This window comes from Nesterenkonia populi (assembly GCF_007994735.1).
Lineage (GTDB): Bacteria > Actinomycetota > Actinomycetes > Actinomycetales > Micrococcaceae > Nesterenkonia > Nesterenkonia populi.
Map to the genome: position 1 here is coordinate 1947816 of NZ_VOIL01000001.1, position 16558 is coordinate 1964373.

General features: G+C 64.7%; 16 protein-coding genes. 3 read left to right on the top strand and 13 right to left on the bottom strand.

The window, feature by feature from the left end; genetic code table 11:
- Nucleotides 1-14 precede the first annotated feature (14 nt).
- The 3 genes from FWJ47_RS08950 (at nt 15) to FWJ47_RS08960 (ending at nt 2171) form a co-directional block, all read left to right on the top strand.
- Nucleotides 15-1184 (top strand): tyrosine-type recombinase/integrase, encoded by a 1170-nt coding sequence (locus FWJ47_RS08950; RefSeq protein WP_147107078.1) that lies wholly within the window; start codon nt 15-17, stop codon nt 1182-1184.
- A 125-nt stretch (nt 1185-1309) separates the two neighbouring features.
- Complete coding sequence (locus FWJ47_RS08955; RefSeq protein ID WP_147107080.1) at nt 1310-1732, top strand: hypothetical protein; 423 nt, start codon at nt 1310-1312, stop codon at nt 1730-1732.
- A 154-nt stretch (nt 1733-1886) separates the two neighbouring features.
- The gene (locus FWJ47_RS08960; protein ID WP_147107083.1) at nt 1887-2171 is read left to right on the top strand and encodes a hypothetical protein; all 285 of its coding nucleotides are present in this window, start codon (nt 1887-1889) and stop codon (nt 2169-2171) included.
- A 102-nt stretch (nt 2172-2273) separates the two neighbouring features.
- Here FWJ47_RS08960 and FWJ47_RS08965 read toward each other — a convergent pair whose 3' ends face one another.
- From FWJ47_RS08965 to FWJ47_RS09025, 13 genes are all read right to left on the bottom strand, one after another.
- A complete protein-coding gene (locus FWJ47_RS08965; protein WP_147107086.1) occupies nt 2274-3008 on the bottom strand; it encodes an SOS response-associated peptidase in 735 nt (244 codons plus the stop codon).
- A 45-nt stretch (nt 3009-3053) separates the two neighbouring features.
- On the bottom strand, nt 3054-3527 hold the full coding sequence (locus FWJ47_RS08970; protein WP_147107089.1) for a hypothetical protein: 474 nt from the start codon (nt 3525-3527) through the stop codon (nt 3054-3056).
- 188 nt (nt 3528-3715) lie between these two features.
- On the bottom strand, nt 3716-3979 hold the full coding sequence (locus FWJ47_RS08975) for a hypothetical protein (RefSeq protein WP_147107092.1): 264 nt from the start codon (nt 3977-3979) through the stop codon (nt 3716-3718).
- On the bottom strand, nt 3979-5004 hold the full coding sequence (locus tag FWJ47_RS08980) for a hypothetical protein (RefSeq protein ID WP_147107095.1): 1026 nt from the start codon (nt 5002-5004) through the stop codon (nt 3979-3981). Before FWJ47_RS08980 ends, FWJ47_RS08975 begins: the two co-directional genes overlap by 1 nt.
- Before the next feature lie 3 nt (nt 5005-5007).
- Nucleotides 5008-5244, bottom strand: coding sequence for a hypothetical protein (locus FWJ47_RS08985; RefSeq protein ID WP_147107098.1), 237 nt, complete (start codon nt 5242-5244; stop codon nt 5008-5010).
- A 3-nt stretch (nt 5245-5247) separates the two neighbouring features.
- Nucleotides 5248-6249 (bottom strand): peptidoglycan recognition protein family protein, encoded by a 1002-nt coding sequence (locus FWJ47_RS08990; RefSeq protein WP_147107101.1) that lies wholly within the window; start codon nt 6247-6249, stop codon nt 5248-5250.
- Nucleotides 6246-6440: a hypothetical protein gene (locus FWJ47_RS08995; RefSeq protein ID WP_147107104.1), complete on the bottom strand. Its 195-nt coding sequence runs from the start codon at nt 6438-6440 to the stop codon at nt 6246-6248. Before FWJ47_RS08995 ends, FWJ47_RS08990 begins: the two co-directional genes overlap by 4 nt.
- 75 nt (nt 6441-6515) lie before the next feature.
- On the bottom strand, nt 6516-6911 hold the full coding sequence (locus FWJ47_RS09000) for a hypothetical protein (protein WP_147107107.1): 396 nt from the start codon (nt 6909-6911) through the stop codon (nt 6516-6518).
- A 34-nt stretch (nt 6912-6945) separates the two neighbouring features.
- A complete protein-coding gene (locus tag FWJ47_RS09005; protein WP_147107110.1) occupies nt 6946-7701 on the bottom strand; it encodes a hypothetical protein in 756 nt (251 codons plus the stop codon).
- A 1-nt stretch (nt 7702) separates the two neighbouring features.
- Nucleotides 7703-10333, bottom strand: coding sequence for a hypothetical protein (locus FWJ47_RS09010; protein WP_147107113.1), 2631 nt, complete (start codon nt 10331-10333; stop codon nt 7703-7705).
- A gap of 9 nt (nt 10334-10342) precedes the next feature.
- Nucleotides 10343-12235, bottom strand: a complete 1893-nt coding sequence (locus FWJ47_RS09015; RefSeq protein WP_147107114.1) for a hypothetical protein — start codon at nt 12233-12235, stop codon at nt 10343-10345.
- A 9-nt stretch (nt 12236-12244) separates the two neighbouring features.
- Nucleotides 12245-13246, bottom strand: a complete 1002-nt coding sequence (locus FWJ47_RS09020; protein ID WP_147107118.1) for a hypothetical protein — start codon at nt 13244-13246, stop codon at nt 12245-12247.
- Nucleotides 13236-16541, bottom strand: coding sequence for a phage tail tape measure protein (locus FWJ47_RS09025; protein ID WP_147107121.1), 3306 nt, complete (start codon nt 16539-16541; stop codon nt 13236-13238). The genes FWJ47_RS09020 and FWJ47_RS09025 overlap by 11 nt, the downstream gene beginning before the upstream one ends.
- Nucleotides 16542-16558 lie beyond the last annotated feature (17 nt).

Sequence of the window (16558 nt, forward strand, 5' to 3'; positions counted from 1 at the left end):
GATAGAGTGGCCGGATGGCAACCATCGAGCGGCGGCAGGGTAAGCGCGGAATCTCTTTCAGGGTTGAGTGGCGGCATGACGGTCAACGCCACCGGCTCTCGTACGACAACGAGCAGGATGCCCTGGATTGGAAGCGCGTCATCGAGGCTGCCAGAGGGGACACCAAGCAAGCGGATCGCGCGCTCCTCAATGAGTCCTCCAAGGCGCCGAAGCTCTCGGAGGTCGCCGCGGAGCACATTGAGCGCCTGATCGATGTCACCCCGTACACCCGGACCAAGTACAAGACGCACCTGGAGCAGCACCTCACTCGCCTGGATCTGCCGATCGACCAGATCACCGCCGACGACATCGCCCGGTGGGTCTCCTGGATGTCGAACGAGGCGCCGGTCCGCGGCGCGAAGAAGTCCGGCTACTCCCCCAAGACGATCAAGAATGCCCACGGCTTCTTGTCGTCGGTGATGGCCTACGCGGTACGGCGAGGACTGCGGGGTGATAACCCGGCCATGGGTACGCGCCTGCCGAAGCTCACGCCTGGGGATGAACGGGACAAATTCTTGACCGTCGAAGAGTTCAGCGCGGTCCTGCACCATGTGGAGCCCCAGTTTCAGCCCTACGCACTCTTCCTCTTCAACACCGGGCTGCGCGCCGGGGAGCTCCTCGCGCTCACACCGGAAGACTTCACCGTGGCGGACGGCATCACGTACGTGAGCATCACCAAAGCCATGAAACGCGACGCCACTGGGCCGGGCACCCATGTAGGAGAACCAAAGACCCCGCGAGCCCGGCGCCGCATCGACGTGGACGCCGTCACGATGGAGGCAGTGTGGCCGCTGGTGCGATCTGCCGGCCATGGGTCTCCCGTCTTCGCGGTGGACACCGTGCAGGAGTCCACCGTGCTCGCACGCCGGATGTGGACCCCGGCCGTGAAGCGCGCGCGAAAGGCTGGCTTCACGAAAACGCCCGGCCTGCACTCCCTGCGACACTCCCACGCCTCGCATCTACTGGCGCTGGGGATGCCGATGCACGAGGTATCCCGACGCCTGGGCCACGAGTCCACGGCCACGACGGACAAGATCTACGCGCACATGGTGCCCGCCCGTCAGGGTGCCGCTTCGGAGCTCCTGTCCCGCTCCCCCGTCACCCTTCCTGCCGCAACTCCCCCAGTGCAAGTACTGGAGAGATAAGTTCCCCGCCGTTGGAGGACCTACAGAAGGCGGCGTAACAGTCCCGCCGCAGCGCGCGCGACGGATAGATTGGCGAGGGCGAGCACCGCATCCGTTGCACCGATTGATGAGGGGATACCTGCCCGATGAGAAGGCACTTTGCCCTGCTGAGCGCCTCCGCCCTGCTGCTGGCCGGCTGCGGAACTGACGACACCTCACCGGAGACAGCCACCGCCGGAGAAGACCCGTTCGAGGACATTCCCGACGACGCCCCCATTCACGATATGGACGACGACGACATCTACCGGCACATGTTCGACTGCGACGACGACCTGAGCACTGAGGAGTGCATGGAGCGGCACGAGGCAGAGGTCGAGGAGCAGTTTGACGAGGCAGAGTTTGAGCTCTGCGCGGATCACATCGCTGAGTACGAGGAACAAGGCATGTCCTGGGCGTCCTGCCATTCGGCGCGGATGCCGAACGAGGAGTTCTACGACCTCTATGAGGAGCGGACCGGCGAGGAGGTCCCTGAGCATCTGCGAGCCCCGGACCACGACGATACTGATTAAGACGGCACGCATTTCGGATCCTGCGATGAGGCCGATACTCACTGGGGCGGACTGATGAACGGGCAGCTCGACGGGGCCTCCAATGAGGACGAGTTCCCCGAGGTGGAGGAATGGATGCAGGAGAACGGCTGCTGGTAGCCCTTACTCTGTTCTCATGTCCGATGATGAGCGTCGTCAGCTCTACGCCACCATGCTCGCCGCCCACACGGACCACTTCAGTGAACCCGCGGATGAGCATCGCCGCTACCTGTGGGGCCTGGCCGCCGAGCTAGCGGAACGTGAGGGCTTGGCACTGCGCTGGGGTGTGAAGGCGGAGGGTGCCGCGCTGCCGACCCGTGAGCTGAACGACAAGCGGCTCGCGGAGGACGCGTTAGAGCGTGCACCCGTAACGTCGCACCTGGTTTCACGGTGGGAATCACGATGGCAACGGGTCGAATAGCACCCGGGCACCTTTTTTCGTGAACCACCGGAAAGGGTCCGGGCGCACGAAAAGAGCCCCCTCCCTCCTCCAGCCAGAAGACTAGGGATAAAGGGGGCTACGCTACACCGGGTCCAGCAACTCGGGCACGTTGTTCCTGACGTTGCCGACCGCCTTGTCCACCTCGTAGAGCTGCCAGCCGGCGGCGACATCATTGGCCTGGGCCCGGACCTGCTCGACCAGCGCCTCGGCGCCAGGCTTCTCGAGCTTCTGCGGGTGCACCCAGTCGGCGGCCATGTCCGAGCTCATCGGCAGCGGCATCCGGTCATGGAGCCCCGCCAGTTCGTCCAACACTCCCCCGGCGCCGGGCTCTGGTGATGGCCCGGTGAGGATCGTGCAGGACAGCACCCAGGGCGCGTCCTCGCCGGCGGCCTTGTCCCGCCACCACTCATAGAGGCCCGCGAAAGTGATCAGCCCACCGTCAGCGGGGCGGATCGCGTGGGGCCGCTTGGCGTCGCCGTCCTTGAGCCACTCGTAGTAGGCATCGGCCGGCACCGCGCAACGCTTCGAGCGGACCGCGGACCGGAAGGTCGGCTTCTCAGTCACGCTCTCGCTGCGGGCGTTGAAGGTCTTGTACGACTGCTTGATGTCCTTCGCCCACGCCGGCAGCAGCCCCCACCGAGCGGCGTGCAGCTCACCCAGGAGCTCACCCTCATCGTCCAGACGCTCTACGAGGATCGGCACATCGGTGCTCGGCGCCACGTTCCAGGACGGCCGCACCTCGGTGTTCCCAGGATCAACGCCCAGGGTTGCGACAAGATCACCAGTCGCCCGGGCCACCACGTAGCGTCCACACATAGCCCAAGAGTAGCGCCGGCATGATCCAAGGACGAGGCGAGGAGTTTACGAGCTCTCAGCAAGCCACAGTGCGTGCTCGAAGTGGCTCAGGCTCTCCGCTCCGCGGGGATTCGTCTGCCAGGCGGCGTTGACGAGAGATACAACCTCATGGGTGGGCATCTTCCGGGTCTCGTCGCCATAAGCATGTCGAGCAACGAACCGAGTGAGGAGCGTGTCCGCTTTGATGCCCGGGACCCCTAGATTCATCACGAAGTAGTCGAAGGTCACTCGGCCTAGGCCGTGGACCTGCACGTACGCACCTTGCAGTTCATCGAGCCGCTCAGTTGTGAACTCCGCGGAGCTCCGAACACTGGGGTCCAGGGCCATGAAATTGTGCGCTGCCTCGATTACACACTCGCTCTTGTAACGCTGGCTAGTCTTGCCGTTGCCCATAATGCCGCGCAGGCGCTCTTCACCGAGGTCAATGAGCGCGGCAAGATCATTCGCGACTTCCGAGTGCCGGGCTTTAAGATCCTTCACCCGGTTTGTCTTGAGTCCCTACCGACAGAAGATTCGAGAAGTTCCCGCTCTTTGTGCCGTCCGCGTCGTACACCAGCACGAGCGACATGCCCTCGAAGGGCGTGCGAGTGAGAGTCCCTTGCGCAATCCCTTCGTCGAAGCCACCCGCCTGGAACCCAGGAGGCCCAAGGAGCGCCTCTAGCCGATCGTCAAGCGTCGCTGCCCTCATCCTCTTCCACCTCCTCCACTTCCGGCGCCCAGGGGACCAGCCCGGTCAGGGTGGTCTCCGTCTCGGCCCGCACGGCCTCCACGGCCTCACGCACCCGGCGCGATGGCGCTCCTGCCAGCACCCGGTAGGCGACCACCTCATGCGGCTCATCCGGGTCAGCCAGCGGCTGGGTGCCACGCACCACCCCACCGGCGGCGATGACTGCAGACACCGCCTCATCGCGTCGATCTTCAGGGGTTTTCATCACACGCTCCATTCCACGGGGGTCATGTCATCGGCGCCGGAGACGCGGACCTTCCAGTCCACGCCGTCGAAGACCAGGTGCCACTCGCTGACCGCGTTCCCGCCCTGAGCCGGCAGTGGCAGCACCCCATAGGCAGAGAGGGCATCAGGGACCGTCAGGGCGTGCTCACCATCTGAGTCCTGCGAGATGACCAGGGTGATGATTCGGCCCGGGATCGGCGCCGAGGGCAGATCCACCGTCACGTCGGAGGTGAGGGTCAGATGCACGTAGGCGTTCTTCTCCAAGCCCGAGAGGTCCAGGTCACCCGAGACTTCGCCCCGCTGGTCCAGCAGGAACCCCGCGGCCTCCACCAGGCTCTGCGCCTGAGATGCACTGTCCTGCGCGCTCTCCGAGGCCTCACTGGCCTGCGAGGCACTGGCCGCGGCACCCTGAGCGGAATCACCAGCATCAGCGGCCGACTGCGCCGCCTCGCCAGCAGCATCCTGCGCCGCGCTGAGAGACTGCGACGCCTCAGCGGCATAAGAGCCAGCCTCTGAGGCACTCTCCTCCGACGTCTCGGCGGCCTCTTCAGCACGGAGGCGGTCAGACTCGCGCACCACGTCCCGCACACCAGGCAGCGAGGGCAAAGATGCCTGCGTAACGAAGTTCAGCGGGTTAGCGGTCGTGTGATCCTCGGTCACCTCGATGGTGATGTCCGAGAAGGTGAGGCCGCTATTGAGCTCAGCCCGTACTGTCCACCGACCCGTCACCAAAAACACGCCCGGGATCTCCGTGTCGTCGGCCTCAGCGTCAGCGTCCACAATGAAACCCTCAGCGTTGAACCCAACACTGACCGTCTCACACAGGACCATCACCGAGCGTCCATCCCGCTCAAAGATGCGCTGAGAGCCGACCGGCACGAAATGGATTCGTCCCGCCGGCGCAGACTTATCCGGGTAGCGATCCTCATCCGCCGTCTTATCGGCCGAGGCGACGACGACCACACCATCCACGAACCCCTTGGGAACGAACGGATCAATACTCATGGCTCACATCCCCTGTTCGGCGCCCTGGTCCTTGAGCTTGTCCGACTTGGGGGTGTTCGCCCCGGCTAGGGTGAAGCCGAAGATCGCGGCGACCTGCAGCGCCAGGGACTCGATCTGGTCGGCCACGTCCTCGGTGATCACCTCGAAGACGGTCAGCACGCTCAGAGCGGCGGCCAGGATGATGTAGCCGGCCTTACGGATGCGCGGGTTGTGGATGACGCTGTTCGGTGTCTCAGCCATGGGTCAGTCCTCCTTCTTCACGTCGATGGTGAGCTTGTCGGCGACGTCCTCGGCATTGACCTCAGCGGCACCTTCACGGGCGCCCTCGCGAGCAGCCTCTGCGACCTTCTCCGCGATGCCCGGCGCCAGTTCCTCCAGGGCCACGGCCAGTGCCTCGACACCTCGGCGGGCGGCCTTGGCCTCCTCGTAGGACTTGATGGCGAACAGGTTCGCCTGGGCGACCTCGAAGCCCTTGGTGGCCGGGCCCTGCTCGCGCTCACGCAGGTTGTGGGTCCGCTGGCCCCAGACATCCTTGACTTCGGCCAGCGCGGCCTCGGAGGCCTCGACAGAGCGCATGATCTGCCAGCCCATTGAGCGAGGCTCGTCCCGGGGCGTGTGGCCCTTGTCGTAGTCGTGCACTGCCTTTGCGTACTCTTCTGCGGACATGACTGGTCCTTCCAAGGTGGGGGTTGATGTACCTGCGGTTGTTGAGCCGCTCTGGGCGGCGATCTGGTTGATGCGGGGGATCTGGCGGTACAGGGCGTTGCCGGGGCAGGCGGTGGCCTGTCCGGGGGCATCACGGTGACCGCCGTTGGTGCGAGGCCGAGCCAGGACACCGGCCTGGCGGAGCTCTCGGATGAGCCGGCCCGCGGCGGCGATAGCGTTGGTCGAGGCCTGAGCGGTGGTGAAGTTGCCGACGAAGGCGAACGAGACGCTGATGCTGTTCCGCCCACCGGTGTGGGCGCCGATACGGCTGGCACCGGTGCCTACCCACACACGGCCAGAGGCGAAGATCACGAAGGTGTAGCTGATGCCGCCGCCGAAGCGCTGCTGGCCGATCTCTTCAAGGACGCGCATGTGCGCGGCCTCCTGGGCAATCGTCGCGTTCGGCCCCAGGTGGGTCACGGTGTGGTGAGTCCAGGCCTCCCGCAGGGGGTAGCTGGCCGAGCGGTCACCGAAGCCAGGGCGGTACTTGGCACCCCACTGAGGGCGCTGGTAGAGCCAGCCGAGAAGTACGGCACTCATCCGGCACCTCCTGCAGGTTCCAGGTCCTCGGGCTCGTCGCCTACCTCGACGCGGGCCTCACAGTCCTTCACCAGCTGCTCGTAGTCCTGGTCCTCGATGTCGTCGGCGTCGGCGTCGAGGAAGTCCTCGACCTCCACGTCGTCGTCGAGCTCCACGACAGTTCCGTCATCGAATCGGTGCGTCTTGGGCATCACGTCGCCTCCTTCGGGGCATGAAAAAAGCCCCCGGTGTACGAGGGCTTGGGTGGGTGGGGGTGGTGCCTGTTGCTATCCGTCGTTCTTCCGCTGCTGCCATTCCAGGTGCATCAGCCGGTCATCTATCCGGTCATCACGGGACCCAAGGTCAGCGGTGCGCTGCCACTGCCGGCTCACCGCCCGTTCAACCTCGACTAAGCGGGTGTCCTGCCTGCTGAGATGCTGATCCAGACTGTCGAAGCGACGATCCAAGGAATCCCGCAGATTCTCGACGTGATCGTTCTTGGTCTGGTGAGCTGACTCAGCGGAATTCCGCTGGATCTCATCGAGTCGGGGCTTCAGCTTCCGCCACGCGGCGATAACGCCAGCTACCCCAATCACCGCAGTAGTGCTGATGCTGAATATCCCGGCCATCACCAGGTCGATCAGCTCTAGCCGCTCAGCCCAAAGGATCGGCGCTAGCCACATACAGAAACCTCCTGAAAGGTGATCGCCCTGCCAGTCATGTGCGCACTCCTGAGATAACCCCGTACTTGGCTTTGAGTGCATCAATGGGTGACTGCTCTGGCTCGTCAGACTCCGGTGGAGGCGGTGGTGCGAGCGGGTCTTCCACCCGGCGAGTCAGCATGTGGTTGAAGCGGCCTCGGATCCCTTGCAGCCACGGCAGGCACGGGTCGATGAGCTGCTTGAGGAACTCCCGGTCCTGCTTGCTGAGCTCGGCTGCGGGGTCGTCGGCCAAGGTGGTGTTCACCTCGCAGCCAAGGCGCGCCTCGCGCACGGCGCTGAGCTTGGTATCGCAGGCAGCCGGCAGCCCCAGGCCTGCTCGAAGGGTCTGCTGGCAGGACGCCAGCAGGCTTCCGTCTACGTACCCATCGGGTGACATGGACTGCAGCTCCTGCCGCACGCGCATGGCCGAGCGTAGGGCTGGCGATCGGGGGTCATTCGCGGTGCCCTCCTCCTGGGCACGGATGGCCTCATCCTCTCGGATTGCCTCGAGGTGCTCCTTGACCCGGTAGACCTCCATCCAGGGCGAGTGCCCATCATCGTCCACACCTTCGGCGGAGCGCTCGTGCTTGAACTTCCGCACGATCACCTCGACAGCATCAAGGGCGTCTTCCAGGCCGAGCACCTCGCAGTAGGTTGCGATGCTTCCGACCTCGAAGACGTTGATCACCGATATGGGGTCTCCCCCGTCGTCGGCCTCAATATCGTGAAGGTGGAGCTTGAAGAACCCCTTTTCGATGGCTGCGCTGATCATGTCACCCTGCCTCTGCTGATCCGGGGCTATTCGGAGGGTCTCCCCAGAATGCCGAGTAGTAAACCCAGAGCGTGGCTCCCGCCGTTGCATTGATATACACGTCGAACCCACTGGCGGAGCGATTTCTGGTATGAGCCATTGGCTGGTCCATGCCTCCGCCAGAGGTGCGATGCAGACTGATAATCGGGACGCGCGCACCCTCTGGTGATGGAGAAAGATAGCTAATCTGAACGATCGAACGAGAGGTTGAGAGCTGAAGCTGCCCCGTCCGCCCATGAGTCACCTGGTCATACGGGGTCGAAGCGTCCGGGGTGCGCCCTACGTAACGAATGCGATCACCGTCGGGGATGATGCCGCCCTCGCCGTTGCCGCCGACGCGGAGCTCGCCACTGAGGTCCATAGACCTGGCGGTGATGTCACCGTCCAAGTCGGCGCCGCGTGCGTAGAGCTCGCCGGTCTCGAAGTCCAACTCCGTGTTCACGGAGCCTCCAGACCCAATCCCGCGCAGATGACTGGAGTTCATTAATCCAGCACCAGCACCCGTGTACAGGTTCCCAGTGCGAGTACGGAACTCGGCACCGACTACCTGGCCACCCTGGATGCTCATACCCTGGATTTCATTGGAGGCCAGCTGGTCCACTTCGATGCGCAGGAAGCGACCCAGCTCAGACATGATCTCGTCCAGCGCGGTGAGCTTGCTCAGCGTGATCGTCTCGTCTTCTAGGAGCACCCCGCCGATGAACCCGCGCTCGGCGGTGATCTCCATGGCACGTGCCACGGCGACGGAGAGCCGGTCGATGACCCCGTTGGCCGCGAAGAACTCTTCGGTGTCCACGGCGCGGGACTTCACGGCATTTTCAACGAGCAGGTTGCCATCGGTGGCCCTGCGAGCCTCCACCGACAGGATGCGACAGTTGCCATCGGGCCTGAAGGTGATGCCTAGATAGGCCTGGTCATCACCCACGCCGTCCGGGACGGTTTCGGTCCAGGTGACTTCGCGGACGTCCGGGCCCCCCGTGGGAATAGAAGGAGCGTCGGGGCCAAAACTCAGGTAACCCGAGGTAGGGGACGACTGATACCTTGTCGCGATGCGGCCGCCGTCCCAGCGGTCCAGCTTGACCCTGAAGGCATATGTTTCGCCGCCCTTGACTGGCCAGTAGCGGGTATCCACGGAGCCGCCGCCGTTATTCCAGTGGATCAATGACCCGTCCGGCCCGCCGGTCTCGCGCTGAGGCTCCTGACCCCCGGTGCCCCAGCTCCCACTGCCGGGAATCAGCCACCAGGAGTTAGGCTGTTCGGCCTGCCTGGAAGTGCTGACCGTCTCGAAATTCGGGTCGCCTATAAGGTCAAAACTGCGCACCTGAAGATGTTCAGTAGAGACTGACCGCGCCTCAAGACGTTCACCGGACAGTGACCCGTAGGTGCCGGACTCCAGATGCACCTGTGCCATGACCTGCTCAGCGATGGTGGACTCAGCCCACGCGGAACCGTCCCAGGTCCACATGCCTTCCAGCTCGCCGCCGCTGCTAAGGGTGTCGTAGCGGTACCAGATGGTGCCCTCGTCCAGGCCTTCACCGTCGCTGGCAGAAGGAGCAGAGGTGCTCCGCAGGATCGTGGTGCCGCCAGCGGTGGTGATCATGTCCTCAAGGCGGGTCACCTCGTCCGAGAGGCCTTGAGCCAAGGTCTGCTCGAGGCTGGGGATGCGCTCATCACGCAGGTAGTCGATCTCAGCCTTGCGCTCAGCGTTACCGGTCTCGAAGTCAGTCCGAGCCTCGTCCAGGTCATCCCGTGCAGACTCGAGATCCGCCTCAATCTGCTCTCGGTCCACCGGCTGGGTGGGGGTGAAGTAGGCGTACTCCGAGCGCGTGGACTCATTGCGGGAGGTGTCCACCGAGGTCAGGAATGCCCGGTGCTCCACGAAAGGCAGGAACCCCAGGGTGTGCTGGCCGGCGCCGACGAACCGCGCCACCGATACCGGGTCGCCGGGATCGCCTGACTCGTCGCCTTCCGGGTGCATCTGCTGGATGTAGAGCAGGTCATGCGAGTGGTCCACGGGCCGGTCCCCGGTGAGCTCACCGGTGGAGCCGGCGGTGGTGTGGCCCAGCTCGGAGTGCACCCACGGTGCCACCGGTGGCGGGGGTGGGGTGAAGTCCCGCGGGGTAGTCACCTGCACCGACTCAGTCCACTTGGTGTGGCGGCCCTGGGAGTCCGTCAGCCGCATCCGAAGCTCAAGGTTCACCGCAGTCGGCAGGTCCGGGATGGTGACAGACATGCTGTCCTCATCCAGTGGAGCGGACAGATAGGGCCGCCATGCCGACCCAGGCTCGTCCCGGTCGCGGCCCTCCACCTCGTAGGAGACCCACCGGGGGGCGGAGGCACCAGAGGGGTCACCTTCTGCGGGGTCACCGTCCAGGTCCTCGTCGTCGGCGTCCTCCGGTTCGTCATCCGCGTCCACCAGGTCGGTGTGATCCGGGTCCACCTCAGACCAGGAAGACACCGGCGACGGCCGGTCAGGTGCCGGGGCCATGAAGTCATCCGCCGGACCCTCGCCGGTGACGACAGTGCCCTCACGGATCTCATCCGGCTCTTCGTGGCTGGGGGTCAGGCCAGCGTCATCGCGGATATCAGCCACGGGGCCTCCTTAGTCGTCTTCATCAGAGGGGATAAAGCCGTCGTCCTCCGGGTCAGATTCAGTGCTCGGAAGATCCCGGTCGAAAGCGTCCGGGTCATCCGGCTCAGGGGTGCCGGGGTCACTGAGGGTTAGCGGAAGCCTGACCGTCCAGTTCTCGCGGCTGGTGTCATAGTTCAGCGTCGCCTCCCCCAGGTAGATCGGGGGTGCCACCCACGCCTCGGCCGAGAGGATCGGTGGCTCAAGAGCCGGGTCACGGGGCACGTGGCCCTGCAGGTGGTCCACTCCGCCCACGGTCTTGGACATGGTGCGTGCGAAGCTGACCGCACGGCGAGTGAACCGATCATCGAGGGTCACGATGGCGGTCATCGGGTCTTCCGGTGACCACCGCAGCACGATTTGGGTGACCTTCCGGCGGGAGCGTTCACCCTCGTGGTCCCACACGGAGATCCAGTGACCGGGCTGGTAGTCGATCATCGGGATGGCCGAGGACGGGCCGAGGCTCACACCCAGGGTGGATTCGATCTTGTTCCGCCGCTGAGCGGTCTGCCGGGCCCGGTGCGTGAGGCTGCGGGCCGAGTCGCGGGAGTCGGCGTTGGGCTCAGAGATCGTGCCCTCTTCAAAGCCCCACGGACCCTTCGAGCCGTGCAGGTCCGGGTCATCGCCATACATGAAGTGGTGGGTCTGCCCGTCACCGGCGACGATCACCGCGACGGCGAAGTGCTCCAAGGACGAACCACGCTCGTTCGCTGAGGTCAGGTCCCGGCCCAGCAGCAGGTTTACCCGGTCTGACTGGTCCACCTCCAGGGCCCCGGCAGGCACCACGTCCAGCTGGGACTGCCGGGTGGTGAAGTCGATGAGCCCGCGCTCCTGGAAGTCCAGGAGCACCTGCAGCAGTGACGCGCCCAGAGGGAAATCGTGATTAGTCCGCGATGACGCAGGCCAGTCCACGCCGCGGGAGTCCTTGGAGTTGCTGAAGGTCCGCCGGCGACCCTTCAGTACCCCGTGACGGGGCGGGGTATAGCCCTGACGCTCGTCACGCTCAGTGGCCTCCTGCCAGAACCGGTGCAAGGTGCGCCCCGGGGTGGAGTTGTAGAAGAATCGGCGGCCGTCACGGCTGGTCTCCCGTGCTGCACGCTCGGCCTTGTCGTAGGCGTCGCGGGCCGCGTTGTAGGCCCGGCGTGTTTCCGCCAGCTCCACGCCGCGGTCCATCAGCTCAGCCTTGTTATCAGGCCAGGAGGTCATCTGCAGGCGACGCCACTGATCAGCTGAGCGCACGTAGTAGTACAGCCGGCCACCCAGGGACGCGTTGCTGGCGAGGCTCCCGTGGTGGACGTTGCGTTCCTTCGAGAGCCAGTGCACCCCGTGGTAGGCGAAGCTGCGACCAGGCAGCCCGTGCCGATCCTTCACCCACTCGGCCAGCTCCTCGAAACGCTCAAGGGCCCGCTCATAAGGGCGCTCTGTCTCACGCAGCCGGTCCAATGCCCTGTCGTAGGCGTTGTTCAGCCGGGTCGCGTTCTGTGCCCGTGTCAGCCGGACCTTATCCAGCTTCTGCAGGGCATTCGGGCACCGGTAGTGAATGACGTTGGACTCATCCACGCGGTCTTCCTCCCAGGTGCCGACAACAAATCGGGCGTTCTCCGGGAAGACATGCTCACCGTCGCGGGGATCCCAAAGGTCCACCTGGATCTCATACTGGCCGGACTGCAGTGCCGCGGCACCAGCAGAGTCCTTGTAGGTCCGCAGATCCAGGGTGCCCGGCTCGCCGGACTCGTTGAAGGACAGGGACACATCGAAGATGTCCACGACCTCACCGGCGTAGGACTGGGCGCCGTACTCCGCGGGCTTCACCAGCCGCAGACGCATGGCGTGGTCAGCGTTGCCGGCCATGATGCTGGTGCTCACGTGTGCCTCCTAGAAGTACTTCGGGCGGACGGCGACCATGACGCGGGCGGGAGCTCCGACACGGATATTCACCCGACCCACAGCCCGGCCATCACCAGGAATGCCGGGAGTGATCAGCAGCGAGGTGCCCTGCCTGCGGCCGTAGCTGTAGATGACATCTTCACGAGGGGTATCCATCGCCCAGTCACGGTCAGCGTTGTCACCACTGGGGGCCACCCCAGCGCGGGACTCCCCGGCGCGGACGATCCACCACCGGGCGTAGGGCTCCAGCATCGAGGCGGTGAATCCGGTGCCGCCGTAGTTGGTGAGCCGGAACCAGTTCTCGCCGTCGCTGGGCTGGTTGCCGATGGGGCGGATAGCGATCCGAGCATCCTCAATGGGGGCGTCACCGGCAGGAACCGCCAATCCGACACTGCCGTCATCTGGGGTGATCTCGCCGGCGTCCACGGTCTCCCAGGCACCGAACCAGGTGCCGGTCGGGTTGCGAGCCGGCACAGTGAGTGTGGACCACAGAAACTCCGGGCCGTCTTCCTGATCCCAGTCCGACTCGAAGTAGACCGCCGCCGAGACCTGCTCCGTGCCGCCGATAGTGCGGTCAAGACGCAGGTTGCCATCGACCATCTGTCGGCCCAACTGCACTCGCCGGTGGAACTCCGTGATGTTCTCCCGCAGGAACCGGGCCCGCTCCTGGGGGTCCCTCCCCTGCCGCTGATACATAGGCGACTGCGGGTCAGTGCAGATCGGGTAGACCCGGATCCTGATCGGGATCACCCGAGCGGCCAGAGGCATCAGCGCAGCACGCCGCTCCCCCTGGCCACCCGGAATCTCCCAGCGGGTCACACGGCCACCCGAGTACCGGGGCAGCACCTCAGTGCCAGTCAGCAGCTCCCACACGCCAGTCCGATGGGTGTACAGCCGGGTCTGCGGACTCTCCCACCGGTCATCATCAAGATTCACACCCTGCAGATGGAGACTCACCTGCTCATCGGAGAACATGCCCCTAGTCGTCAAAGCTGCCTCCTAGCGCGCTGGCGTACTCAAGACCGTCCTTCACCGACTGCTCAGTGGGCACACCCCGCGGGTTGTTGACCTGACCAATGTGGACCCGGACGCCGCGACCGCCTCCCATCGAGACTGCCTCTGCGATGCGGTCGAAGTCGCGACTGCGCCCCACTCCCCCGCCAGAGGCATAGGAGGCGACCATGCCGCGAGAGCTCGGCGGTTGGTGCAGCGTCTGGCGGAAGTCGTAGACCGCCTGCTGTCCACCAAGTGCCTGTACGTCCCGTGCAGTCAGCACATGCTCACCCACGGAGAGGTTCGCCGGCACGTTGTCCTGAGTGGGGCCACCGATGCCATAGACGCCGCCGCCGGTGGAGAAGCTCTCCGCCAGTGCGGCACCCCCGGATCCACCAGAGCTCGTTGTGAAGGATCTCCGGATGGTTTGGGTGACAGTGGACCAGCGATCACGTGCCGCCTCATTCAGGGCGGCCTCGGCGGCGGCAGTCTCAGCGATAGCGTCAATGAAGGTCTGCCAATCAGTGCTGGTGAAGTCACCGACTGTAGACCGCGCCTGGGAATCGTTGGCCAGCAGGTCCGCCACTGTCTCGTAGTCCCCAGCCAGGAAGGCGTCCATGACCTCGCGGGCGCGCACATCGTTGCCGAGGATCTCGGCCATCGCCTCGTAGTCTCCAGCCAGAAATGCATCCATGACGGACTCCGCGGCCTGCGTGTTGCCGTCCACCATAATCTCGGTCTCATAGACGCCGTTGACCAGCGCCTCGAGGCCCTGACGTGCGGCCTCGTCGTGAAGCCATGTCTCGATATCCACACCATCTGGGATGCCCAAGACCTCAGCAGCCAACTCCTGTGCGGCGTCACCTGTGATGCCAAAGTCATTGGCGGTCTGAATGAGGTCACCGTGAATGTCCTCGAGTCGCCCTGACAGCTCTGGCAGTCCAGCGCCATCCGAGGCCATCGCTTGCACCTCGGCCATGCCTGAGCGCGCGAGTCCCTGGAAGGCCTCGTTGGCGGTGCGGCCGGCCTCCTCGGACAGGTTGAAGTCCGTCGCCGTCTCATTGAGTGCTGCGCCGAGGCCACCCTGCTCCTCATTAATCAGGGCGACCGCCTCACCAATACCGGCCAGTTCAGCCTGATAGCGCGATGCTGCCTCGCGTGCGTCCATCGTGAGCATCCCGGACTCGAAGAGCGCATCCGTCAGCTCGCGAATGGCATCAGCAGTCGAGCGCGCCTCGTCGCCCATCCCCTCGAGGGACTCCTCGAACTCATCGGCTCCCAGCGCGGCATCCTCTGCAGCCTCCCCGGTCTCGATGAGTTCGCCGGTGAGCGGGTCGATCATCTGCGAGGCCCGACCAGAGCCCTCGCCAAGGTTGTAGAGGATCTCGTTGAGCTGGTTTACCTCATCCTGGGTGAGGGATGAGTCCTCGCGCAGGATGAGCAGCTCAGAAGTTACGCCGGAAAGGTGCTCGCCCAGGTCTTCTGCGGAGTATCCATAGGCTTCGGCGTCATTAGCCATGGCCTGGACCTGCGCCTGAAGCACGTCAAAGTCGCCGGATCGAGCCAGGCTAGAGAGGCTGATCTCGACGGACTCGAAGTACGCCTCCAGGTTGTTACGGTCTACGGCAGATGCGTTGATGCCCCAGAATTCAGACATCCGCGACGTGAGATCACCGGCCAGCAGGTCCATGTTCTGCATCGCTGAGCCAATGCCGTCCATGTCCGTCATGAGCTGACTTGTGGAGTCATGACCGCGCCACCAGTCTGTGCTCGCCATAGCCGCACCCTCGAGGCCCGTTGCGGCGTCGGCGGCACTGTCGCCCATACGTCGCATTTCAGCTTCGATGCGCTGTGCGGCTTCGGCGGTGTCGTGCTGGGTATCCCAGAGGCGCGCGAGAGAGTCCACCAGGAAGAGGACGCCCAGGGGGCCGGCCGCCATGGCTGCCGCGCCACCGATGCGCCCGAGCCGACCACTGACACCTCGACCACTGCGCGTGAATCCATCCAGTGCACCTACCGTGCGGAAAATGCCCGGTGCCAGCATCAGGAAGGAGCCACCGGCCAGTGATGCTGCACCGGCGAATCCGGTGAGCAGTGTGAGAGAGGTCTGAGCTGGTCCGGGCAGGTCAGAGAAGCCGGAGACCAGATCTGCAAGACCTTCTGTCAGAGGGGCCAGCGCCGGCAGGATGACGCCGCCTACGTCGATCATGGCGTCCTGCATCTGGGACCATGCCACCTGGATGCGGTACGCGGCCGTCTCGGCGATCCGACCGTACTCCTCAGACATCGCAGTGCCCTCAGAGAATGCCTCGTTGCCGCGATCCATGGATTCAGTCATCAGGTCACTGGCAGATGAGAGCTGCAGGAGCATGGCGACCTGGCGCTGCCCCGTGAAGCCGAGCTCATCGAGAATGCCAATGGTGTTGCCGCCCGACTCCTGGACCGCGCCAAGGCCGGTGACGAACTCCACCAGAGCGCCAGCTGCATCCTCGCGCCATGCGCTCTCGAATTCACTGGCGGACATGCCAGCGACATCAGCCAGAGTCTCGAGCTCAGCACTGCCGTTTTCGACCATGCGGGAGATCTCCTGCATGGTCATAGACATGTTGGTGCCGCCCATCTGGGCGTTGATGCCGACCGAGGACATGGCTGCAGCAAGGCCGAGCACGTCACCCTCAGACATTCCTGCCTGCCGACCGGCACCAGCGAGACGCTGGCCCATCTGGGCGATTTCGGATTCCGTGGTGGCGCCGTTGTTGCCGAGGTCAACCACAGCGGAAGCCAAGTTCTCCACCTCGGATGTCGGCGTACCCATCACGTTTGAGAAGCGCTGCATAGAGGTGGCGGCCTGGTCTGCCGTCATATCGGTGGTGGCGCCCATCTGCACCATGACCTCGGTGAAGCTTTCGATGTCAGTGGTGGCGACACCGAGCTGAGCAGCTGAGGCGGCAACCTCGGCAATCTCGGAGTGAGAGGCCGCCATAGTAGTCGCCAACCCGCGCAGGCCAGACTCGAGTGCGTCGAGCTCCTGGGGCGTGCCGTCGATGCGCCGCATGACGCCCGTCCACTCGGACTCCCAGTCCATTGCGGCCTTTGTTGCCACGCCCAGTCCGCCGACGATTGCAGCACCAAAGGCAGTCATGTGACGGCCGAGCTGCTGCATTTCCTGGCTGTTGACCGCAGTGCGCAGCTTCGATCCGAGCTGCTCCGTCTCACGCGATGCGCGACGGGTGTTCTGGATATAGGAGTCCACCTGCGCCTCGAGGATGAGGCGAATGCGGCGACCAACCATAGGGAGACCTCCTATAC

Bases quoted from the DNA above. Each gene is read 5' to 3' on its own strand.
- FWJ47_RS08975 (WP_147107092.1), bottom strand. From the start codon at position 3,979: ATGAAAACCCCTGAAGATCGACGCGATGAGGCGGTGTCTGCAGTCATC.
- FWJ47_RS08985 (WP_147107098.1), bottom strand. From the start codon at position 5,244: ATGGCTGAGACACCGAACAGCGTCATCCACAACCCGCGCATCCGTAAG.
- FWJ47_RS09005 (WP_147107110.1), bottom strand. From the start codon at position 7,701: ATGATCAGCGCAGCCATCGAAAAGGGGTTCTTCAAGCTCCACCTTCAC.
- FWJ47_RS09000 (WP_147107107.1), bottom strand. From the start codon at position 6,911: ATGTGGCTAGCGCCGATCCTTTGGGCTGAGCGGCTAGAGCTGATCGAC.
- FWJ47_RS08980 (WP_147107095.1), bottom strand. From the start codon at position 5,004: ATGAGTATTGATCCGTTCGTTCCCAAGGGGTTCGTGGATGGTGTGGTC.
- FWJ47_RS08995 (WP_147107104.1), bottom strand. From the start codon at position 6,440: ATGCCCAAGACGCACCGATTCGATGACGGAACTGTCGTGGAGCTCGAC.
- FWJ47_RS08950 (WP_147107078.1), top strand. From the start codon at position 15: ATGGCAACCATCGAGCGGCGGCAGGGTAAGCGCGGAATCTCTTTCAGG.
- FWJ47_RS08955 (WP_147107080.1), top strand. From the start codon at position 1,310: ATGAGAAGGCACTTTGCCCTGCTGAGCGCCTCCGCCCTGCTGCTGGCC.
- FWJ47_RS09025 (WP_147107121.1), bottom strand. From the start codon at position 16,541: ATGGTTGGTCGCCGCATTCGCCTCATCCTCGAGGCGCAGGTGGACTCC.
- FWJ47_RS08990 (WP_147107101.1), bottom strand. From the start codon at position 6,249: ATGAGTGCCGTACTTCTCGGCTGGCTCTACCAGCGCCCTCAGTGGGGT.
- FWJ47_RS08965 (WP_147107086.1), bottom strand. From the start codon at position 3,008: ATGTGTGGACGCTACGTGGTGGCCCGGGCGACTGGTGATCTTGTCGCA.
- FWJ47_RS08960 (WP_147107083.1), top strand. From the start codon at position 1,887: ATGTCCGATGATGAGCGTCGTCAGCTCTACGCCACCATGCTCGCCGCC.